20 protein-coding genes are annotated in these 20,460 nt (G+C 65.8%); 3 read left to right on the top strand and 17 right to left on the bottom strand.

Annotated features, from left to right (window positions below; genetic code table 11):
• From RBB42_RS26340 to RBB42_RS26280, 13 genes are all read right to left on the bottom strand, one after another.
• Positions 1-147, bottom strand: a 147-nt coding sequence (locus RBB42_RS26340; protein WP_305972331.1) for a formate--tetrahydrofolate ligase, incomplete at its 3' end; no start/stop codon positions are given.
• 281 nt (positions 148-428) lie between these two features.
• On the bottom strand, positions 429-1,016 hold the full coding sequence (locus tag RBB42_RS26335; RefSeq protein ID WP_305972314.1) for an MOSC domain-containing protein: 588 nt from the start codon (positions 1,014-1,016) through the stop codon (positions 429-431).
• Positions 1,017-1,027: 11 nt separating this feature from the next.
• Positions 1,028-1,846 carry a methyltransferase domain-containing protein gene (locus RBB42_RS26330; RefSeq protein ID WP_305972315.1) on the bottom strand — a complete coding sequence of 273 codons (819 nt, stop codon included), beginning with the start codon at positions 1,844-1,846 and terminating at the stop codon, positions 1,028-1,030.
• Positions 1,843-3,762: an ATP-dependent zinc metalloprotease FtsH gene (gene ftsH, locus RBB42_RS26325; RefSeq protein ID WP_305972316.1), complete on the bottom strand. Its 1,920-nt coding sequence runs from the start codon at positions 3,760-3,762 to the stop codon at positions 1,843-1,845. Before ftsH ends, RBB42_RS26330 begins: the two co-directional genes overlap by 4 nt.
• Positions 3,763-3,840: 78 nt before the next feature.
• The gene (gene tilS, locus RBB42_RS26320; RefSeq protein ID WP_305972317.1) at positions 3,841-5,103 is read right to left on the bottom strand and encodes a tRNA lysidine(34) synthetase TilS; all 1,263 of its coding nucleotides are present in this window, start codon (positions 5,101-5,103) and stop codon (positions 3,841-3,843) included.
• On the bottom strand, positions 5,090-5,920 hold the full coding sequence (gene ybgF / locus RBB42_RS26315) for a tol-pal system protein YbgF (protein WP_305972318.1): 831 nt from the start codon (positions 5,918-5,920) through the stop codon (positions 5,090-5,092). Before ybgF ends, tilS begins: the two co-directional genes overlap by 14 nt.
• A 3-nt stretch (positions 5,921-5,923) precedes the next feature.
• The gene (gene pal / locus RBB42_RS26310; RefSeq protein ID WP_305972319.1) at positions 5,924-6,439 is read right to left on the bottom strand and encodes a peptidoglycan-associated lipoprotein Pal; all 516 of its coding nucleotides are present in this window, start codon (positions 6,437-6,439) and stop codon (positions 5,924-5,926) included.
• Between the two features lie 67 nt (positions 6,440-6,506).
• Positions 6,507-7,832, bottom strand: a complete 1,326-nt coding sequence (gene tolB, locus RBB42_RS26305; protein WP_305972320.1) for a Tol-Pal system beta propeller repeat protein TolB — start codon at positions 7,830-7,832, stop codon at positions 6,507-6,509.
• Between the two features lie 139 nt (positions 7,833-7,971).
• Positions 7,972-9,189 carry a cell envelope integrity protein TolA gene (tolA, locus tag RBB42_RS26300; RefSeq protein ID WP_305972321.1) on the bottom strand — a complete coding sequence of 406 codons (1,218 nt, stop codon included), beginning with the start codon at positions 9,187-9,189 and terminating at the stop codon, positions 7,972-7,974.
• A 7-nt stretch (positions 9,190-9,196) separates the two neighbouring features.
• Positions 9,197-9,673, bottom strand: a complete 477-nt coding sequence (tolR, locus tag RBB42_RS26295; RefSeq protein WP_305972322.1) for a protein TolR — start codon at positions 9,671-9,673, stop codon at positions 9,197-9,199.
• A gap of 3 nt (positions 9,674-9,676) precedes the next feature.
• The gene (tolQ, locus tag RBB42_RS26290) at positions 9,677-10,372 is read right to left on the bottom strand and encodes a protein TolQ (RefSeq protein WP_043142103.1); all 696 of its coding nucleotides are present in this window, start codon (positions 10,370-10,372) and stop codon (positions 9,677-9,679) included.
• A 213-nt stretch (positions 10,373-10,585) separates the two neighbouring features.
• Complete coding sequence (ybgC, locus tag RBB42_RS26285) at positions 10,586-10,972, bottom strand: tol-pal system-associated acyl-CoA thioesterase (RefSeq protein ID WP_305972323.1); 387 nt, start codon at positions 10,970-10,972, stop codon at positions 10,586-10,588.
• Between the two features lie 61 nt (positions 10,973-11,033).
• Positions 11,034-11,336 (bottom strand): HNH endonuclease family protein, encoded by a 303-nt coding sequence (locus RBB42_RS26280; protein WP_306043906.1) that lies wholly within the window; start codon positions 11,334-11,336, stop codon positions 11,034-11,036.
• A 70-nt stretch (positions 11,337-11,406) separates the two neighbouring features.
• On the opposite strand from RBB42_RS26280, the gene RBB42_RS26275 reads away from it, so the two are divergent.
• Positions 11,407-12,756 carry a mechanosensitive ion channel family protein gene (locus RBB42_RS26275; RefSeq protein ID WP_305972324.1) on the top strand — a complete coding sequence of 450 codons (1,350 nt, stop codon included), beginning with the start codon at positions 11,407-11,409 and terminating at the stop codon, positions 12,754-12,756.
• Positions 12,753-13,961 carry a TIGR03862 family flavoprotein gene (locus tag RBB42_RS26270; protein ID WP_305972325.1) on the top strand — a complete coding sequence of 403 codons (1,209 nt, stop codon included), beginning with the start codon at positions 12,753-12,755 and terminating at the stop codon, positions 13,959-13,961. Before RBB42_RS26275 ends, RBB42_RS26270 begins: the two co-directional genes overlap by 4 nt.
• 7 nt (positions 13,962-13,968) lie before the next feature.
• Here the strand turns inward: RBB42_RS26270 and RBB42_RS26265 are convergent, their stop codons facing one another.
• The 4 genes from RBB42_RS26265 to dgcN form a co-directional block, all read right to left on the bottom strand.
• Positions 13,969-16,152: an OmpA family protein gene (locus RBB42_RS26265; protein ID WP_306043905.1), complete on the bottom strand. Its 2,184-nt coding sequence runs from the start codon at positions 16,150-16,152 to the stop codon at positions 13,969-13,971.
• A gap of 4 nt (positions 16,153-16,156) precedes the next feature.
• The gene (locus tag RBB42_RS26260; protein WP_305972327.1) at positions 16,157-17,020 is read right to left on the bottom strand and encodes a D-amino-acid transaminase; all 864 of its coding nucleotides are present in this window, start codon (positions 17,018-17,020) and stop codon (positions 16,157-16,159) included.
• 93 nt (positions 17,021-17,113) lie between these two features.
• Positions 17,114-18,079: an N-acetyl-D-Glu racemase DgcA gene (gene dgcA, locus RBB42_RS26255; RefSeq protein WP_305972328.1), complete on the bottom strand. Its 966-nt coding sequence runs from the start codon at positions 18,077-18,079 to the stop codon at positions 17,114-17,116.
• Between the two features lie 159 nt (positions 18,080-18,238).
• A complete protein-coding gene (gene dgcN / locus RBB42_RS26250; RefSeq protein ID WP_305972329.1) occupies positions 18,239-19,240 on the bottom strand; it encodes an N-acetyltransferase DgcN in 1,002 nt (333 codons plus the stop codon).
• Between the two features lie 240 nt (positions 19,241-19,480).
• On the opposite strand from dgcN, the gene RBB42_RS26245 reads away from it, so the two are divergent.
• Positions 19,481-20,440, top strand: coding sequence for an L-malyl-CoA/beta-methylmalyl-CoA lyase (locus tag RBB42_RS26245; protein WP_305972330.1), 960 nt, complete (start codon positions 19,481-19,483; stop codon positions 20,438-20,440).
• The last annotated feature ends 20 nt before the right edge of the window (positions 20,441-20,460 follow it).

The raw sequence follows: 20,460 nt of genomic DNA, 5'->3' as shown, positions 1-20,460 counted from the left end.
CGAGTTGATGAAATCCTGGCTCACCTTCGCCTTGTCGTGACCGTAGGGCAGCAGGTGCTCACCCGGAATGTTCAGCGCATCACCAATCTCCTGGATCGGCTTCTTGTTCGCCTCGCGGGCTATTTCGATGTCGGACTTGAATGCCATCTTGGTGCTGTCCCTGTTGCAGATGGTTTCGCGATGGCCCAGCCATAGCGATGTGCCGGACCGTCTGTGAAAGCGAATCCGACCTTTTCTTGCGAAACTGCGGCGAAGCTTGACCGCGTCACGAGCCATGTGCCGCTGATCGGAAACCCAAGGCTCTGGCGGGGCGAATGGTCATCGCGTTGCGCCTATAGATCACTGCTGCACCGGCGCAGAGCAACACGAACTTTCGTATCGGAAATTTTGATCCCTGCGCGTGGAACAGGGCCTTGTCCGACGGGAGATCAGAGCTCGGGCTGCCAGGCCCGTTGGTCGGGGACGTTAAGGCGCAGGACATCGCCGATCGCCACGCGGCCCTCACGGGCGACAGAGGCGGTCACGCCGCGCCGTCCAGCGGCAGCAGGTTTGAAGCCGCGTCCCTTGCCGGGTGCCACCGTTTCGATGCTCTTGGCGGGAAACTGGCAAGGCCGGTTCTGCATGTCCACGGTCAGCGTCGCCCCGGACGGCGCTTGCAGCCTGGACGACGGCGGGACAAAGCTGAAGTCCGGCAATCCACTGAGAACCATGGAGGCGCCCAACCGTGCGGGATCTATCGCGTCCACCCCCATCACGGCGGCGATTTCGGCCAGTTCCTCGGCACTGATGATGCTCAGTTGGCGTTCGTTCCGGATTTCCGTTCCCTTGGGATACTGCGACTTGACCCGCGAACAGGAAAGCCGCGTCGCCCCACCGTGAAACGACCCCGCCACCCCGTCAAAGGTCAGGTCCAGGCGCTCTCGCGGTTCGGCCAGAAGTTCGACACGATCTGCGTTCGTCACGACGCCCAGCCATGTGACGGTTGCGGTGTAATCAGTGGGCTTGAGCGCGGGCATGGCGGGCCTTTCTAAGGGGCGGGAACGGATCGCCCTGCACGGGTCAAGGTAAAGAACATGCGCCGCAAGGGGAACAATGCGCTTCCGTCGGGGGACAACGGGTAGGCCTTGGGAATGAGCTCGTCATAGGCGGCCACCAACCGGGCACGGGCCGTTTCGGGCATGGCCCGCAGGATGGGCCGGGCATAGGTCGCCTCTGTAAATCGGCGCACCGGGTGCCCCTCGTCGCAGGGCGGCAGTTTCTGGAAATACTCGGTCTCCCAGAGGCTGATCTCGCCGAGGCCTTCAAGCAGGTGGTAATACTGCGCCGGTTTCAGAACCTCCGGCAGGTGAACCTCCTCCACCTGGCCCGGGCAGAGTTCCTCTGCCAAGGTGCGCCAAAGCCGGTGCGAGGGTGCATTGTTCTGATGCGGCACCTGAACGGCCAGAATCCCCCCCGGAACCAGAGCATCGACCAAACCCGGCAAAAAGGCTTCGTGCCCGTCGACCCAGTGCAAAGCGGCATTGGAGAATATCAGCGCCGGGGCTTCTTGCGGCTGCCATTCTGCAATGTCTCTCTCTTCCAGCCGATCATAGACCCCCTGCCCCCTCGCCTGTTCCAGCATCGCCGGAGAACTGTCGACCCCGATCAGCCTGGCTCCGGTCGTCTTGCAGAACCGCAGGTGAAGGTCCGGCGCCACATCCCCGGCGCCACAGCCCAGGTCGATCACGTCGCCTAGGGGCAATGGCCCGATCCGCGCCAAGAGGTCCAGCGCGGGCAGCAAACGATAACCCCGGAACCTGTGGTAGGTCCCGGGGTCCCAATCGTCTTCTGTCTTCCCGGTCGTCATGCCGAGGGCTCAGGCTCCAGTCCCCCGTCACCCGAGGGTTTGGACTTGGGCTTGGTCTTGGGGATCGCGGTCAGCGACGGCTTTTCCTCGACCGCGCCAGAGCCGTCGTCGTCGTCGCCCGAATGGGGCGGATCGCCCCGCATCACGCGCTTGATCTCTTCGCCGGTCAGGGTTTCATATTCCAGCAGCCCTTTCGCCAGGCGCTCCCACTCGTCCTTGCGGTCGGTGAGGATCTGGTAGGCGCGTTCATAGGCTTCCTGGATGAAGCGTTTGACCTCGTCCTCGATCAGTTCCTTGGTGTGCGCCGACACCGACAGACCCGCGGTGTTGCCCTGATAGCCCTCGTGCGCCTCGGCATAGTCGATATTGCCCACCTTGTCGGACATGCCCCAGCGCAAGACCATCGCGCGGGCCAGCGCGCTGGCCTGCTGGATGTCGCCCGCCGGGCCGTTCGAGACGTTGGGCTCGCCGTACTTGATGATCTCGGCGGCCTTGCCGGCCATCGTCATCGCCATCTTTTCCTCGCACTCGGACTTGTGCCAGTTCAGACGATCGATTTCCGGCAGGCTGACCACCATGCCAAGCGCGCCGCCACGCGGGATGATCGTTGCCTTGTAGACCGGGTCGCATTGCGGCAGGGCCAGTCCGACCACCGCGTGACCGGCTTCGTGGTAGGCGGTCTTTTCCTTCTGGTCATCAGTCAGGACCATGCTGCGCCGCTCGGCGCCCATCATCACCTTGTCCTTGGCGTTCTCGAAGTCTTCCATGGTCACGAAACGGCGGCCGACACGCGCCGCCATCAGCGCCGCTTCGTTCACGAGGTTGGCAAGGTCGGCACCCGAGAACCCCGGCGTGCCGCGCGCGATGATGCGCAGGTCCACGTCAGGCCCCAGAGGGGTCTTGCGCGCATGCACGCCAAGGATCTTTTCGCGGCCCTTGATGTCCGGGTTCGGCACCGTCACCTGGCGGTCGAACCGGCCCGGACGCAGCAGCGCCGGGTCCAGAACGTCGCGCCGGTTGGTGGCGGCAACGATGATGACACCCTCGTTGGCCTCGAACCCGTCCATCTCGACCAGCAGCTGGTTGAGCGTCTGTTCGCGTTCGTCGTTGCCACCGCCATAGCCCTGGCCACGGGCACGGCCCACGGCGTCGATCTCATCGATGAAGACGATACAGGGCGCGTTCTTCTTCGCCTGCTCGAACATGTCGCGGACACGGCTGGCGCCGACACCGACGAACATTTCAACGAAATCGGACCCCGAGATGGTGAAGAAAGGCACGCCGGCCTCGCCCGCGATTGCCCGCGCCAGCAGCGTTTTACCGGTGCCCGGAGGGCCAACCAGCAACGCACCCTTGGGGATCTTGCCCCCAAGGCGGCTGAATTTCTGCGGGTTGCGCAGGAATTCGACGATCTCCTCGAGTTCTTCCTTGGCCTCGTCGATGCCTGCCACGTCGTCAAATGTCACGCGGCCATGTTTCTCGGTCAGCAGTTTGGCCTTGGACTTGCCAAAGCCCATCGCACCGCCTTTGCCACCACCCTGCATCCGGTTCATGAAGTAGATCCAGACACCGATCAGCAACAGGAAGGGCAGAAGCGACAGCAGGAAGGACTGGAAGCCCGACTGCTCCTGCGCCTCGGCCTTGACCGGAATGTTGTTGTCCAACAGCAGGTTGGTCAGTTCCGCATCCTCGGGCTTGATGGTGACATAGTCCTGCCCCTCGTTGGTGCGATAGCGCACCTGTTCGCCGTCGATGGTCACAGAGCTGACGTTCTGCGTCTCGACCGCGCGGACGAAATCGGAGTAGCCGACCTCGCGACTCTGCAGCGTGGTGCCGCCGCCCGAGAACAGGTTGAAGAGCGCCAGGATCAGGAGGAACAGAACGACCCAGAAGGCGATGTTTCTTGCGTTACCCAAGGGGGGAACTCCTTTGTAAGCTTTGCAGGCTCATAGCACAGCGAGTTGTAGTGTAACATAGAGATCGGCGCCCTGGCTTCAATGCGAGAGCAGTAAGTCGCGGAACACCTCGGCGCGGCACAGGCGCGCAGTGTTGCCAGGGCCAATACCCAGGGCGTCACAGGCCAGCAAGGTGTCGTTCCGCCAGATCGACGGCAGGGACAGGGCGGCGCGAAACGGCGGCGTGCCCGGCGGCTTCTCGGCGACCTGCCGCCAGCCGTCCTCTCCCAATGCGCGGATCGTGCATCCCGCGCAGTCGGGCGCCGTGACCTGCCATCGTCCGTCCCATGTGCCGCCAGGGGTGATCACGGCCCTCTGGGCGACGGCAGCCGCCTCGCGGAACATCAGCACCCGGCCGCGGTGGTGGATCACCTCGCAACCGTGCAGCGTTCCGCCGCCCCCGCTGACCAGCCGATCACGCAGCCCTTCCAAGGCCTCGGCCCGTGGCGGGTACTCCGCACCGGACACAAAGCGCAGCATGGCCGACAAAAGGCGGCGCTGCGTGGCAGGTTCGACCCCTACGAACCAATCGGGCGTCAGAACCAAGCCGCCCCAGTCGGTCTGCGTGCCAACCATGTCCCATATCGTTGCGGCACGCTGGCCCAGAGCGAGGCGGTCCTCTCGCAAGCGGGCGGCCGTGTCGGCCAGGGTTTCGGCCCCCAGCCCCCCGGCCTGCAAATCCGCCAGCAGCCGGCGCATCCTTACCCGTCCATAGGTCGGGTCATCGTTGGACGGATCTTCGACCCAGGTGCCTTTCAGAACCGTCAGGTAATGGCGCAATTCGGCCCGCCCCATGTCCAGGCAGGGGCGCAAGACCTGCATGCCGCCCACCTGCCGCCGCGCTGACATTGCCGCCAACCCGTCCACACCAGAGCCGCGCGCCAGGCGCATCAGGAATGTCTCTGCCACGTCGTCCCGCGTATGGGCCATCAACACATGGGACAGCGAGCCGCGCCATGCGTCGATCAACGCAAGCCGCCCACGCCGCGCGGCATCCATCTTGTTGCCGGTGCCATCCCAGTGCCAGCACAGCGTGTCATGGGGCCAACCCAGTGCGGCACATTCCGCGGCCACCATTGCGGCTTCGTCCGCAGACTCGGGGCGCAGCCCGTGATCCACGGTGACCACTCGCAGACCCACGCCCCAGTGTCTGGTCCAATTATGCGCGAGCGTCAGCATCGCCATGCTGTCGCCCCCGCCAGAGACGGCCAGACCGATTTCGTCAGGGAAATCCGGGCCAAGCAACTGGCCCATCGCCTCGGCAAACCGCTGGTCGAGGTTCACCGTCTTACTGGCACCCAAGGCTCTGGCGGCTGGCTGTCGCGCGGGCCACCGCATCCGATCCGGGGTAGCGCGCCGCGACCTCACCCAACGTGATACAGGCCTCGCTCACCGAACCCAGCGCGCCCAGGGCATCGCCCAGGCGCCAAAGCGCCTCGGGCGCGACCTTGGAGTCGGGAAAGCCCGAGTAGGCCGACAGGTAGCGCCGCGCGGCCTCGCGTGTATCGCCCTGTGCCTCCAGCGCCCGTCCCTCGCCGATCAGCGCAGCAGGTTCCAGCGGTCCCATCGGGTAGGTTTCGCGGAACTGGGCAAACAGCATTTCGGCGCCCGAGTAGTCGCCCGCGTCCAGCGCCTCGAGCGCAGCCCGGAAATCCGCCTCTTCGCTGATGGCAAGTTCCCCGTCGAAAGGCAGGGCATCGGTGGCCGGCTCCGGCGCCGGCTCCGCCGGGGCGGGTGCCGGCGCGGCGTCCCCACCCAGCGGATCGGTCTCGGCCAGCTTGCCGATGTCACAGCCGGGTTCCAACTCGCAGATGCGGAATTTCAGATCGCCGATCCGGTTGGTGCCGTCCTTGACGACACGGCCCAGGCGGAACTCCAGCTCCTCGGTCTTGGCGGTCAGGCGCTGCAGCTCGCTCTCGATGGCGGTGATGCGGTCCAGCGCGGACCCGCCCACCGCAACAGAGGGCGCGCCGGTGGTGTTCAACTCGGCGCGCAGCTTGCGCAATTCGACGGTCAGGACAGCAAGGTCCTGCTTGACGTCGGCCAGCGTTTCGCCCTGCTGGGCCGTTGCCATACCGCCTGCCAGCAGGCAGGCCCCGAACACCACCGCACGCAGCATGTCTTACCCCGTCAGGCTGCTGACCGAGATCACGGTCACGGCGCGGCGGTTCTTGGCATAGCAGGCCTCTTCCGAGCAGATCTCGAGCGGGCGCTCCTTGCCGTAGCTGACAAATTTCAGGCGGCTTTGCGGGATACCCTTGGCCACCAGGTATTCCATCACCGCATTGGCGCGGCGGGCGCCCAGCGCGAGGTTGTATTCCCGCGTGCCCTGTTCGTCGGCGTGACCTTCGATGATCGCCAGGTAATCCGGGTTGTCCATCAGCCACTTGGCCTGACCGTCCAGCACCACGCGCGCCTCGGGCGACAGCGAAGACTGGTCGACCGCGAACAGCACCCGGTCGCCGACGCGGGCCGAGAAATAGGCCGGCGACTTGGGGTCGTCGACGCTGCCGGGTGCATAGGTGCCCGGACCGCCCGCCCCCCGCGAAGCGTCGTCGCCACCGAACCGCGACGGGTTGGTACAGGCCGCGGTGGCAAGTGCCGCGCCGATCAGGATGGCCTTGGTGAGATGTTTCATGGATCAGGTCCTGCTCTTGTCATTGCGGCCTATCTATCACAGGGCGCAATATATGGGAAATGACGTCTTATTGCAGCGGGCCCCAGCTGGGGTCCGAGGCGCCCGCCGGGGTGCGCACCCGCTTCAGGTTGCGCCCCGAGATATCGACCGAGTACAGCGCCGACGAGCCCTGCGCCCCCTGTGTCTCCCGCGAGAACATGATGACGCGGCCATTGGGAGCCCATGTCGGGCCTTCGTCCAGGAAAGAGGCGGTCAAGAGCCGCTCCTCGCTGCCGTCGGTGCGCATGACACCGATATGGAACCGGCCCGCGTTCTGCTTGGTAAAGGCGATACGATCGCCGCGCGGGCTCCAGACCGGGGTGCCGTAGCGCCCGTCGCCAAAACTGATCCGCTGCGCCTCTCCGCCCGTCGCAGGCATGACATACAGCTGCTGGGTGCCCGACCGGTCGCTTTCAAAAACGATCTGCTGCCCATCGGGCGAAAAGCTGGGCGCGGTTTCGATAGACGGGGCCGAGGTCAGGCGCCGTGTCGCGCCGCTGGCAAGATCCATCGCGAAGATATCGGTATTCGATCCCTGCGTCAGCGAATAGACCACCATCCGCCCGTCCGGCGAGAACCGCGGCGCAAAGCTCATCACGCCCTCACCTACCTGCAGGATCTGGCTGGCCACGTCGCCAACCGTCAGGACGTGGATACGGGGAAAGCCCGTTTCGTAGCTGGTATAAAGCACCCGCCCACCATTGGGCGAAAAGCGCGGCGCCAGCACCAGGGAGGAGTCGTCGGTCAGGTACTGCACGTTGGCGCCGTCGTAATCCATGATCGCCAGGCGTTTCTGGCGCGCATCCTTGGGTCCGGTTTCAGAGACAAAGACCACGCGGCTGTCGAAATAGGGCGTCTCGCCGGTCAGCCGGCTGTAGACCTGATCGGCCACCTTGTGCGCCAGCCGGCGAAAGCCGCTGGCGTCAGAGGCGAACTGCATCCCCTGCCCCAGTTCCTGGCCGGCAAAGACGTCCCAGACCCGGAACTTGACCACCACCCGGCCCGAGGCATCGGCAGACACCGCCCCGGTGATCAGAGCCTGCGCGTTGATCGCCTTCCAGTCCGCGAACTGGACCGGGGCGCCAAAGCTGCTGACCCGGGCGATATGCGCATCGCGCGGGATTTCGCGGAAAAGACCGGTGCCGGTCAGGTCGGCGGCGACAACGCGGCTGATCTCGGCCGCGAACTGTTCCGCAGCCTGGGTTTCGGCGACGAAATCGGGCACCGCGTAGGGCAAGGGTTCGATAACACCTTCGGTGATCTCAATGCGCAGGGGGCCGGACTGAGCCTGAACAGCCACAGGCAGGAAAGCCGTGGCACAGGCAAGGACCAAGGCGACTAGACGTGCGATCATCTCGGAAAACCCTCCTTCGGGCGCTGCTCGGGCCGGATCTGGCAGGTCTGTGCCCGCCCTGCGTTAACCTATCCTGATTTCCCCCGCCGCAAAACCGGCAATACCGGACCGCAGAGGGGGAATTTGCGCAGGAAATCGCTCACCGCAACCTCATCTGGTCCGGGTTGAAGGTCATCTCGATCTCTTTCCACTGCTCGTATTTCTCGGCCGGCAGGTCGTACCCGCCCTTCTCGCAGCGCAGGACCGCGCGCCGGGCCGCCTGAAAGGCAGTCTGCACCGCCGCCGAGCTGCCCTCGGAGGCTCCGATCATGCGCAGGCTGCCCGGCACGACGCGCCCGTCCTGATCGAGTTCCATCCCGACCGTCACCGTGACGTTCGACGCCTCGGACCCGTTGTCGACGATCCAGCAGGCTTGCACCGCCAGCCGCAATGCCTCGCGCTCGCCCCGCGTCATGGGGGGACCTTCGGGGACATCCGGCGGGGCGGCGGAAAGGGCATCGGCCAGCGCCGCCGTGATATCGGCGTTGACGTCCGGCAGATCCGGCGCCGCAGGTTCCGGGTCCGGCGTAGCGGTCGGTTCCGGGGGTGCATCGGGGGCCGCATCGGGAGCGGGATCGGGACTCGGCGTCGCCGCCTGGGCCACGCGGGGCGTGCGCGCCTGCGGACGCAGTGATTCCGTCGGCGCGAAACGCGGGCCGCCCTCGGGCACGATCTCGGTCGCGGTTTCGGGCGGCGCCGTCGGGTCGCGCTCTTCCTCGACGATCTCGGGGGCGTCCGCCTCGGGGTCCACCGCCTCGACACGTTCTTCGGCGCGCTCGGTGTTCGGATCGGGCGGCGCCACGGGTTCGCTTGCCACGCGGTCCGCAGGGCGCGCCTGGGGCCGCAAGGAGTCACTGGGCGCACGCGTCGAGGGCACCGGTGCAGGCTGCGGCGCGATTGGCGCCGGGACAGGTTCAGGATCCGGCAACGGCGCCGGGGCCGGCACGGGATCGGGTTCCGGGACCGGCTGCGGTTCCGGTACGGGTTCAGGTTCGGGTTGCGGCTCGGGCTGGGGTTCGGGCGCCGGTTGCGGTTCGGGTTCGGGCTCCGGGACGGGCTCCGGCTCCGGCGCGGGGACCGGTTCGGGTTCTGGCGCGGGTTCGGGCTCGGGCTCCGGAGGCGGTGCCACGGGTGTTTCCGCTTCGGGCTCCGGCTCCGGGACCGGCGGCGCCGTCAACAGGGCGAAATCCTCTTCGCTCAGAACGGTCACGTCCGAGACCTGCATCTCCGGCGGCTCTGCCGAGAACACGTCGCCCAGCAGCAGCCAGGCAAACAGCAGGGCATGTGCCCCGCCGGATATATAGAGATAGCGGTTCATCCGCGCCTCAGCCGCCGTCGGGTCCGTCAAGTGCCGGGCCGCCCACGTCCGTCACCAGGCCGATCGACGAGAACCCGCCCGCGTTCAAAGCCCCCATGATCTGGGCCACGTCGCTATAGGACACCGACCCGTCCGCGCGCAGGTAGACCCGGTCGTCCGAGCGTTCCGCCGCAACGGCCCGCAGCCGGTTGACCAGCTCGTCGCGGGCGATCTCGGAGTTCTGGATCAAGATCGTGCCATCCGCCGACAGCGTGACCGTCAACGGTTCCTGCGGATCGCTGGGCAGGGCCTGCGCGGCTGTCTTGGGCAACTCTACCGGCACGCCCACCGTCAGCAGAGGTGCCGCCACCATGAAGATGATCAGCAGCACCAGCATGACGTCCACGAAGGGCGTCACGTTGATTTCGGCCATCGGCTGTGCGCGGCTCCTGCGCGATCCGCGCCGCCGCTTGCCGCCTCCGGATTTGACGACCCCTGCTCCCATCGGTCAGGAATCCAGCTGGCGCGAGAGGATGGTCGCGAACTCGTCGGCAAAAGCCTCGTAGTTGCCCACGATCCGGTCCGCGTCGGCGGAGAACTTGTTGTAGAAGACAACCGCCGGAATGGCGGCCAGCAGGCCGAGGCCCGTCGCCAGCAGCGCTTCGGCGATACCCGGCGCAACCACCACCAGCGAGGTGTTCTGCTGTTCGGCAATCTGGATGAAGGAGTGCATGATCCCGAAGACAGTGCCGAACAGACCGATGAAAGGCGCGGTCGAGCCGACCGTGGCCAGAACCGGCAGCCCCCTCTGCAACTGGTCCGCCTCTTTCTGGATTGCGACATCCATGGACCTGTCGATCCGGCTTTGCGCATTGGCGATCAGCCCGCCGTCCTCGCGGTGGCTGCGGCGCCATTCCATCATGCCCGCCGCAAAAACGCGTTCCGACCGCCCCGAAGGTTCTGGGCCAAGCTGCTCGAAGAGCTCGTCCAGCGGCTCCCCTGACCAGAAGGCGCGGTCAAAGCGCGTCGCCTCGCGCCGGGCGCGGCGGTAGCTGACGAATTTCTCGATGATGATCGCCCAGGCCCAGACCGAGGCGACCATCAGCAACAGCATGACGAGTTTGACCGTCAGCGTCGCGCGCATGAAAAGACCCCAGAAGGAGAAATCGATCTCCGAGGCGAGGGCAAGCGTTCCTGCTTCCATAGACCTGCTCATTTCCTGTCGGCCCCTGTGGCCGGGGCTCTGATTACCGGGATATGTAGCCGATTTGCAGGGGAAAGGCTACTGAATTGGCAGCATTCCGCTGGCGCGGACCGGTTCCGATAGGCGGGGGTTTGCCCTTGCGCCCGCCGCGGCAGGGCAAAGGCCGTTTCCGCGTCAGGCAAATGCCCGCTGGAGCAAGGGCTGCCGGGTCGTTCAATGCACCCTTTGCCGCAGCGCCGCGGGCAACCGCGCGGGCTGGCCTTCGCGGGTGACGCAGACCGCCGTCACCTCGGCGCGAAAGATCACCTCTTCGCCCCGCACGACTTCTTGCGACATGACAAGGCGCACGCCGGTCATGCTCTTGACGGTCGTCCGCACCTCGAGCGCGTCGTCGTACCGGGCAGTCATGAGGTAATCCGCCTCGATCCGCCGCACGACAAAGACGATCCCGTCGTCCTCGCGCATGGCGTTCTGGTCCAGCCCCTGTTCCTTGACCCAGTCGCTGCGGGCGCGCTCGATGAATTTCAGGTAGTTGGCGTGGTAGACGATGCCCGCCATGTCGGTGTCTTCATAGTAGACGCGGATCGGGAAACGATGCATGGGCGGGCTCCTTCCTGGCAGCGCGACCCTAGGCGCGGCGCCGGATACGGGCAACCCCGTCTCACCGCTTGCGCCGTCCCCCGGCGCTGCGGCTGTGAAAGGCGGGCGGCCGCTTGGCGACCCAGGCGAGGAATTTCGCCATGTCGGGATGCGCGCGCAACTTCTCGACCGTGTTCAGATCGCGCGCCAGCTCGGCCTCGGTGAACCGGGCGTGGATCTCGCTGTGACAGATCTGGTGCAACAGGACGACGGGTCCGCCCTTGCCACCTTTCAGGCGCGGTACAAGGTGGTGCAGGCTTTGCCGTGCCTCCGGCGGAATGCGGCGCAGGCACAACGGACAAATAGGTTCTGATCCCTGTTCCAAATCGCTCCCCTTGTGGCCGATACTGGCATTGGGCAAGAGAATGTGACAACGCCGCCAAGGATCAAGCCATATGGATTTCGACCTGACCAACCAGCCCGAGATCGTGCAGCAGGCCTATGCCTATCTCATGCAGGGCTGGGAGATCGCGCGTGAATGGCTGATTTCGCCGGCCGCCTGGTCGCAGTTCGGATTGCTGGCCGCCGCTTTCCTTCTGGCCTGGCTTCTGACCCGACGGCTGCGGCCCTGGCTGACCCGCATCCTGACGCCAGAGGCCTCGCGCCAGTCCCTGCTGGCCTCGGCGCGCCGGTTCCTGCTGATCTTCGTGCCGCTGCTGTTGCCAATCCTGGCCTGGGCCCTTACCGGCATCGGCGAAAGCCTGACGCGTGCGATCTTCAACTCGGGCGCGGTGATCGCCTTCGGCAAGCGCGTCTTTCTGTTCCTGGCCGCACGCATCCTGGTGCGCGAGATCATGCAGGATGGCTTCCTCAAGATGCTTGGCCGGGTGATCCTGCTGCCGGTCATGGCGCTGTATACCGTGGGTCTGCTGGACGTGGCCACGGACCGCCTGAACGAAATGACGATCAGCCTGGGCAACATCGAGTTCACCTTGATGTCGGTGATCCGGGGCATCATCGCCGGGTCGATCCTGTTCTGGCTGGGCCGCTGGTCCAACGACCAGACCGGCGCCTATATCCACAAGCAGGCGGACATGCGTCCCGCCACGCGGCAACTGGCCGCCAAGGCCGCCGAATTCAGCATCTTCGGCATCGCCTTCCTGCTGCTCATGAACATCGTCGGCATACCCCTGACCTCGCTGGCGGTCCTCGGCGGTGCCATCGGTGTGGGTCTCGGCCTCGGCCTGCAAAAGATCGCGTCCAACTACATCTCGGGCATCATCCTGCTGCTGGAAGGGCAGGCCACGGTGGGCGACTACGTCGAACTGGACAGCGGCGAGGCCGGCACCATCGTCAAGACGACCGCGCGGGCAATGATCCTTGAGACCTATGATGGCCGCTGGATCGTTGTCCCGAACGAGGATTTCATCACCACTCGCGTGATCAACTATTCCGATCAGGGCAGCGCCAACCGCTACGAAGCGCCCTTTTCGGTCAGCTACAATACCGACATAAATCTTGTTCCCGACATCGTCGAGGCGGCCGTGGCCAAGCACCCCGGAGTGCTGTCGGCACCTTACCCGCCGGATTGCGAACTGCGCGGCTTTGGCGACTCGGGCATCGATTTCGCGGTGGAATTCTGGGTCAACGGCATCGACGACGGGCCGAACAAGTACACCTCGGACGTGCTGTTCCTGATCTGGAACGCGCTCAAGGACCACGACATCGAGATCCCGTATCCGCACCGCGTCGTCCAGTTGCAGCACCCAACCGAAAGCCCCGCGCCCGAGGCGCAGGAGGCGTGACGGGACAGGCGCTTGTAATCGGCGGGGGGCCTGCGGGGCTCATGGCTGCTGATGCCCTGCTGTCCGCAGGTCACACGGTGACACTGGTCGAAGCCAAACCGTCTTTGGCGCGCAAGCTGCTGATGGCCGGCAAGTCCGGGCTGAACCTGACCAAGATGGAAGAGCCAGAGCGTTTTCTGGCCGCCTATGGCGCGGCGGTGTCCGACCTCGCGCCAATGATTGGCGCCTTTGGCCCCGGCGAGGTCGCGGCCTGGGCCGAGGGGCTGGGACAGAAGACCTTTACCGGCTCGACCCTGCGGCTGTTTCCCGAGGTCATGAAGGCCTCTCCCTTGCTGCGCGCCTGGCTGACGCGGTTGGATGGCATGGGGCTGGAGATCCGGACCCGCTGGCGCTGGCAGGGCTGGGACCCGGATGGCGGCCTGTCGTTCGACACGCCCGAGGGGCAACGGACCGAACATCCCGCCGTCACCGTTCTGGCCCTTGGCGGCGCCAGTTGGGCGCGGCTGGGATCGGACGGGGTCTGGGCCGGGCATTTCCGGCAGGCCGGCCTTCAGGTCACCCCCTTCGCCCCCTCCAATGTCGGTTTGTCGGTGGACTGGTCCGATCACATGAAACGGCACTTCGGAGAACCGCTGAAGAACATCACGCTCACCGCCGGGGACATGACCAGCCGCGGCGAGGTCGTGATCTCGGCCCGGGGATTGGAAGGCGGCGGCATCTACCCGCTGACACCTGCGCTGCGAACCGGCCACCCGCTGCGGATCGACCTGAAACCGGATATGGACATCGCCTCGCTGACGGCACGGCTGTCCCGTCCACGGGGCAAGCAGAGCCGCGCCAACGCCCTGCGCAAGGCCTTGGCGCTTTCCCCCGCCGCGCGGGCCCTGCTGATGGAATGCGCGCGCCCCCTACCGGATGATGCGCAGGCGCTGGCGAAGATCGTCAAGTCACTGAACCTGAAGGACGCAGCCCCCAGACCGATGGACGAGGCGATTTCAACTGCGGGCGGCGTGCCGTTTGCCGCCTTGGATCGCGGGCTGATGCTGCGCGACCTGCCCGGCACCTTCTGCGCGGGTGAGATGCTCGACTGGGAGGCGCCGACGGGCGGCTACCTGCTGACCGGCTGTCTGGCCACCGGATTGTGGGCCGGGCGCCACGCGGCAGACTGGCTGTCCGCGCATCTTATGCGCGATCAGGCTAACTGAAACTGTCCTACCGGACCGCTTGAACCGGCGTCGACCAGACCAACGAGATTCGGCGGTTCCGCGCCCGCCCCTCCGGCGTCGCATTATTCGCTACGGGCCGATCCGGGCCATAGGCCATCACCTCGATCGCGGTTTCGGGAACGCCGCGCCTGGCGATCTCTTTCGCCACGACCTCGGCCCGCAGGCGGCTCAGCAACCGGTTGATGCCCTCGGCGCCGAAGTTGTCGCTATGCCCCTCGACGCGCAGGGCCAACCCGCCCTGCCCCACGCAGATCCGCGCCACTGCCGAAAGCGCGTTCACGCCCCGGATCGACCGCGCGTCCAGCCGTGTTTCTCCCGCGAGGAACCGCACCGGCTCATCGCCTTGGGCACGGCGGCTCTGCCGGGCGCATTCGGCCACGGAGGGCTCGAATTCAATAAGCGGCAACCAAAAGCCCGCCTGAAAGACCTGCTCTACTCCAAGGGCCGCGTTTTGTCGCTGCGTCCCGGCTGCCGGGTAGTCCTGCAGCATTGTCAGCGACAGCTTGTCATCAGGCCCAAGCGCGGCGCGTGTTGCCGCCTCGACCAGTTCCACGTCGGCACCGGGCGAGAGGACACCCTCGACCGAAAGCTGCCCAACCGCCAGCGTGATGGTCAGCGCTTCGGCCTCTCCCAGCCAGGGAGCGACGGCCCTCAACAAGGGCGCAGCACCCGGCAGCGCGGTATCCAGGTCCTGCTGAACATCCCCGCTGACAGGCGGCAGCCCAAGCAGACCGGCTATCGCGGCGGCGTCCAGATCGACAGGCAGCACACCGCCAAGCGCCAATCCCGTTTCGGGATGATAGGTCAGGGTCGCGTCCGGATCGCGGCCATCCCTCTGCAACTCGAAATGGCTGCGCAGGTCGGTGCCCTGCGGCAAGGCCGCAAGCCGTGTTTCGACCCGGGCCGCACTGTCAGGATCAGTCAGAACCGCGTTCAGCGTGACGGATGTCTCTTCCAGCAGGATGCTACCCTCGATCACCTCGGCAAAAGCGCCTTGCACCGCCGCCACGCTGGCAATCCAGTCGAGCGTATCAGGGAACGGTGACTGCAAAAGGCGAGAGACGTCGGCGCCCAGCGCACTGCCCAGATCCTCGGCCCGGACGCCGTCGGGCAGGACACCCGTTGCCGTAACCGCCCCATTGCGCCGCTCAAGCAGCAGCCAGAACGGCCGTGGCGGCGCCTCGGGCAATGTCGATACGTCCAGACGGTAGTTCGCAGGCAGATCCGCGCGGAGGGTCGTCAGCGCGCTGTCCATCTCAGGGCCACCGTCCAAACCGGTCAGGACCACGGAACCGGGCATCACCACGGCCACCCCCTGCCTTGCAGCGCCAAGTACCTTGATCGCACCAGTCATGGTCGGTCCCAGATCGGGCAGGCCGGGGTCGACCGGGCCGTTCACCAAGGCATTGTCCTGAACTCTGTCGAATACGCCTGCGAGGGCCTGCACGTTCAGCCCCGGAGGCAGCTTGCCGCGCAGGAAAACACCTCGGTGGGGGTGTCGCTCTGCCACCAGCAGAAAAGGCGCACCGTCGTCACGCACGCTGATCTCTCGCTTGATCGACAGTTCCGCGGGCAAATTATCGAGCCGGGCCGCCACCGCCCGCGCATCTGCGGGCCAGAGCGCCTCTCCCCGGATCGTGCCGCTTGTCCCGCTGACCTCGATCTCCGCCCTTTCCAGGATTGCTGCGCTTTCGGTCAGCGCCAGAATGGCGGCGTCCCAATCCCCAATGGGCGCGCCTCGTGCGATCTGCAAGGTGGTCGCATCCGCTCCAGAGATCCGACCCAATGCCTCGGCGGTGGTGGCTGTAGTGACGTGACCGCTGAGACGCGTCCCCGTGTCGTCCTTGCGCAGGCTGTAGGTGAACTGCTCGACGCTGGGCAGAACCTGGAGGCGGACACGCACCTCTTCGACACCGTCGATCCCGCGCAGCGCGCTCTCGATCGCGCGCATGTCCGCGCGGCTCTGGACCAGACCCTCGACCGTGATCACCCGTCCATCGACGGTCAGCACGGGCGGATCGGGATACCCGGACATGAGCACCTTGGCCTGCGCCCGCAGCCCGGCCTCGATCGTCGGTTCCTCGCTGGGCACATGGAACAGTCCAAGCGCCGCCAGAATCAGGAAGATGACCAGCGCGCCGATGACTTCGACAAGCGCCCTGGCCGTCATCGGATCAGATCGCTGCCTTGCGGCTCTCGTCGAGGTAGATATCTCGCAGGCGCAGGGCACGTTGTCCCGGCGTGCCATCGCCCAGTGCCACTCCGTCGATCTCGACCACCGGCATCACGAAGGTCGAGGCAGAGGTGACGAAGGCCTCGTCGGCCCCCTGCGCTTCCTCGATGGTGAAATTGCGTTCTTCGACTTCCATCTGTGCCTCGCGGGCGAACCGCAGGACGGCGGCACGGGTGATCCCGTGCAGGATGTCATTGGACAGGGCACGGGTGACGATCTTGTTTCCCTTAATGAAATAGGCGTTGTTCGAGGTTCCTTCGGTCACGAAACCATCCTCGACCATCCAGGCGTCATCGGCACCGGCCTTTTTGGCCATCATCTTGCCCATGGAGGGATAGAGCAACTGCACCGTCTTGATATCGCGCCGGCCCCAGCGGGCATCCTCGATCGAGATCACCTTGATGCCCTTCTTCGCCGCCGGGCTTTCCGCAAGACCGGGCTTGTTCTGGGTGAACAGAACGATGGTCGGCGTCGTCGTTTCGGGGTCGGGGAAAACAAAGTCGCGGTCGTCGGGCGCGCCCCGCGTGATCTGCAGATAGACCAGCCCGTCCACTATCCCGTTCTTTTCAACCAGGTCGCGGTGGATCTGCAGCAGCTCCTCTACGGTGACGGGGTTGCGCATCTCCAGCTCATCCAGCGACCGCTGCAGCCGTTTCGCGTGGCCGTCGAAATCGATCAGCTTGCCGCCCAGGACCGACGTGACCTCGTAGACGCCATCGGCCATGAGAAAGGCCCGGTCGAAGATCGAGACCTTGGCCTCGTGTTCAGGCAGGAAGTCTCCGTTCACATAGACGGTACGGGTCATGGGCGTGATCCTTGAAAGCGGTGTTCAGCATCTTTTAGGCAGGGCGTCTGCAGGCTGCAAGCCTCGGCCCGAGGGCAGCGGCGGCATGCCTTTTCAGCCCCAGAGCGTCGCCACGGGCGGGTGAACGCCCTTGGCATCGAATGTCAGCGGCACGTCCCGGTCCTCGGCCAACAGCAAGGGCCCGTCCAGATCGGTGACCAGAGCCCCCTGGGCCACCAGCACCGCCGGGGCCATCGCCAGGGACGAGCCGACCATGCAGCCCACCATGACATCGTATCCTTCGGCCAGCGCCGCATCGCGCAGGGCCAGCGCTTCGGTCAGGCCGCCGGTCTTGTCCAGCTTGATGTTCACCACGTCGTACTTGCCCTTGAGCGCGGGCAGCGAGGCACGGTCATGACAGCTCTCGTCGGCACAGACGGGCACCGGGCGCTCCATCCCGATCAGAGCCTCGTCCTCGCCGGCTGGCAGTGGCTGTTCGACAAGCGCGACCCCCAGCCGCACCAGGTGCGGCGCGAGATCGGCATAGACATCGGCACTCCAGCCCTCGTTGGCATCGACGATGATCCTTGCATCGGGCGCACCGCGGCGCACCGCCTCCAGCCGGGGCATGTCGTCGGGCGTGCCCAGCTTGATCTTGAGCAAGGGCCGTGCCGCGTGTTTGCGCGCCGAGGCCTCCATCTTCTCCGGCGTGTCCAGCGACAGGGTATAGGCTGTGATCTCGGGCCCCGGTTTCGCCAGGCCGGCCAGTTCCCAGGCGCGCTGTCCGGCGGCCTTCGCCTCCAGATCCCAAAGCGCACAATCCAAGGCGTTGCGCGCCGCCCCGGCGGGCAGGGCCTCTTGCAGCGCCATGCGAGAAATCCCCTCGGGCAAGGCTTCGATCTCGGCGGTCACGCTGTCCAGCGTCTCGTCATAGCGGGCATAGGGCACGCATTCGCCCCACCCCATGATCTTGCCGCGCGTGACCCGCACGGTCAGGACTTGCGCCTCGGTCCGGCTGCCCCGCGAAATGGTAAAGGCCTCGGCGAGCCGGAACACGTCTCGTGAAACACTGATCGTCATGCCCGTCCTTCCTGCTTCTTCTCTTTGAAAATAAATTGACGCCGCAACCTGCCGTCCCGCGCGCCGCAACGCAGGGAGCGCCCAAAGGGACGGCGGGCGGGGCGTCTTTCGCGCCCGAAGGCGCGAAACAGCGTCTGGCCAAAGGCCGGACCGCCGTCGTCAGAGCGCCTCGAGCGCCGCGGCCAACCGGTCTGCGCCGTGCCGGAACGGGTCCACCGTGGGCAGGCCAAGGCGCGCCTCGACCTCTTCGCAATAGCGCACCGCCTCGGCTTCGCCCATGTGCTGCGTGTTGATCGACACGCCAACCACCTGGCAACCGGGGTTGGAGACCTTTGCCAGCGACATCGACAGGTCCCGCACCTCTTCCAGCGAGGGCAGGCCATAGTCCGGCAGGCCGCGCATATGGGTCCGCGTCGGCTCGTGGCACAGGATCAGCGCGTCGGGCTGGCCGCCGTGGATCAGGGCCATGGTCACGCCGGAAAAGGACACGTGGAACAGGCTGCCCTGTCCTTCGATCACGTCCCAATGGTCGGCATCGTTGTCGGGCGTCAGCCATTCGATGCTGCCGGCCATGAAATCCGCCACAACCGCATCCAGCGGCACGCCATCACCGGTGATCAGGATGCCGGTCTGGCCGGTGGCGCGGAAGGTCGATTTCATGCCCCGGTCGCGCATCGCCTTGTCCAGCGCCAGGGTGGTGTACATCTTGCCCACCGAACAATCGGTGCCCACGGCCAGAACGCGCTTGCCGGTCCGCATCTTGCCATCCGCGATCGGATAGTCGACCTCGGGCACCCGCACGTCGTGCAGGGCGCGGCCCGTGGCCTCGGCCACGGCCTTCAGGTCGGGCTCGTCCCGCAGCAGGTTGTGAAGCCCCGAGGCCAGGTCGAACCCTTCCTCGAGGGCCTCGACCAGGACCTTTTTCCAGGTCTGGCTGATCTTGCCGCCGCGGTTGGCCACGCCGATCACCAACGTCTTGGCGCCCGCCTCCTTGGCCGCCGCCAGGTCCATGTCCGTCAGCCCAAGGTCGGCCTTGCAACCATCCAGGCGCAACTGGCCGACACAGTTTTCCGGCCGCCAATCGCGGATTCCCTGGGCCACCTTGGCCGCCAGCGGGTCGGGCGCATCGCCCAGGAACAGAAGATAGGGTGTCTCGATCATGGACGCCTCCGAATTCAGAATTTGCCCGACCATGCCTGAGTCGCCGCCGAACTGCCTTGCGTTCCTGCGCCGATACGCGGAAATCTTCGACGTTTCTTGCACATTTCGACCAAAATGCCGAAGAATCATGCATGCGATGCGGAATGCCGCTCTGCAGCGAAATCCGCTTGCAGCAACTTGCGCAGTTTTATAACCCATATACCAGCGTACACGCAACTTTATGACCGAAAGGCCCTGCCCATGTCCTTCCGCATCCAGCCCGCCGCCCCGGCCCGTCCCAATCGCTGCCAGTTGTTCGGCCCCGGTTCTCGCCCGGCGATCTTTGAAAAGATGGCAGGCTCGGCGGCCGATGTCATCAATCTTGACCTCGAGGATTCGGTGGCCCCAACCGACAAGGACAGCGCGCGTGCCAATATCATCAAGGCCATCGGCGAGATCGACTGGGGCAACAAGACCCTGTCGGTGCGGATCAACGGACTGGACACGCCCTATTGGTACCGCGACGTGGTGGACTTGCTGGAACAGGCGTCCGAGCGGCTCGACCAGATCATGATCCCCAAGGTCGGCTGCGCCGGGGACATCTATGCCGTCGATGCGCTGGTGACGGCGGTGGAACGTGCCAGGGGCCGGACCAAGCCGATCAAGTTCGAGGTCATCATCGAAAGCGCCGCAGGCATCGCCCATGTCGAGGAGATCGCCGCGGCCTCGCCCCGGCTTGAGGCGATGAGCCTCGGCGCCGCAGATTTCGCGGCCTCGATGGGCATGGCGACCACCGGCATCGGCGGCACGCAGGAAAACTACTACATGATCCGCGAAGGTCAAAAGCACTGGTCGGATCCCTGGCACTGGGCCCAGGCCGCGATCGTGGCCGCCTGCCGGACCCACGGCGTGCTGCCCGTGGACGGGCCTTTCGGCGACTTCAGCGACGATGAGGGGTTCCGCGCCCAGGCGCTGCGCTCGGCCACGCTGGGCATGGTCGGCAAATGGGCGATCCACCCAAAGCAGGTGGCGCTGGCCAATGAGGTCTTCACGCCCACCGAAGAGGCCGTGAACGAGGCCCGCGAGATCCTTGCCGCGATGGAAGAAGCCAAGGCCAAGGGCGAAGGCGCCACCGTCTACAAGGGGCGCTTGGTGGACATCGCCTCGATCAAGCAGGCGGAGGTCATCGTGCGCCAGGCCGAGATGATCGCGGCCAACTGAGGTGTCGGGGCGGACCTTCG

Origin of the sequence: Mameliella sp. MMSF_3455 (genome assembly GCF_030733205.1) — a bacterium.
Classification (GTDB): Bacteria; Pseudomonadota; Alphaproteobacteria; order Rhodobacterales; family Rhodobacteraceae; genus Antarctobacter.
The sequence above is the reverse complement of the archived record's forward strand: the minus strand, read 5'-3'. Positions and strand labels throughout refer to the sequence as shown.

What these genes read in the sequence shown, in the direction of transcription:
- tolQ (WP_043142103.1), bottom strand. Translation starts at nt 10,372, where the DNA reads ATGGAAGCAGGAACGCTTGCCCTCGCCTCGGAGATCGATTTCTCCTTC.
- RBB42_RS26335 (WP_305972314.1), bottom strand. Translation starts at nt 1,016, where the DNA reads ATGCCCGCGCTCAAGCCCACTGATTACACCGCAACCGTCACATGGCTG.
- RBB42_RS26265 (WP_306043905.1), bottom strand. Translation starts at nt 16,152, where the DNA reads ATGACGGCCAGGGCGCTTGTCGAAGTCATCGGCGCGCTGGTCATCTTC.
- dgcN (WP_305972329.1), bottom strand. Translation starts at nt 19,240, where the DNA reads ATGATCGAGACACCCTATCTTCTGTTCCTGGGCGATGCGCCCGACCCG.
- RBB42_RS26275 (WP_305972324.1), top strand. Translation starts at nt 11,407, where the DNA reads ATGGATTTCGACCTGACCAACCAGCCCGAGATCGTGCAGCAGGCCTAT.
- pal (WP_305972319.1), bottom strand. Translation starts at nt 6,439, where the DNA reads ATGAAACATCTCACCAAGGCCATCCTGATCGGCGCGGCACTTGCCACC.
- tolA (WP_305972321.1), bottom strand. Translation starts at nt 9,189, where the DNA reads ATGAACCGCTATCTCTATATATCCGGCGGGGCACATGCCCTGCTGTTT.
- ybgF (WP_305972318.1), bottom strand. Translation starts at nt 5,920, where the DNA reads ATGCTGCGTGCGGTGGTGTTCGGGGCCTGCCTGCTGGCAGGCGGTATG.
- RBB42_RS26245 (WP_305972330.1), top strand. Translation starts at nt 19,481, where the DNA reads ATGTCCTTCCGCATCCAGCCCGCCGCCCCGGCCCGTCCCAATCGCTGC.
- tolR (WP_305972322.1), bottom strand. Translation starts at nt 9,673, where the DNA reads ATGGGAGCAGGGGTCGTCAAATCCGGAGGCGGCAAGCGGCGGCGCGGA.
- RBB42_RS26260 (WP_305972327.1), bottom strand. Translation starts at nt 17,020, where the DNA reads ATGACCCGTACCGTCTATGTGAACGGAGACTTCCTGCCTGAACACGAG.
- tolB (WP_305972320.1), bottom strand. Translation starts at nt 7,832, where the DNA reads ATGATCGCACGTCTAGTCGCCTTGGTCCTTGCCTGTGCCACGGCTTTC.
- RBB42_RS26330 (WP_305972315.1), bottom strand. Translation starts at nt 1,846, where the DNA reads ATGACGACCGGGAAGACAGAAGACGATTGGGACCCCGGGACCTACCAC.
- dgcA (WP_305972328.1), bottom strand. Translation starts at nt 18,079, where the DNA reads ATGACGATCAGTGTTTCACGAGACGTGTTCCGGCTCGCCGAGGCCTTT.
- ybgC (WP_305972323.1), bottom strand. Translation starts at nt 10,972, where the DNA reads ATGCATCGTTTCCCGATCCGCGTCTACTATGAAGACACCGACATGGCG.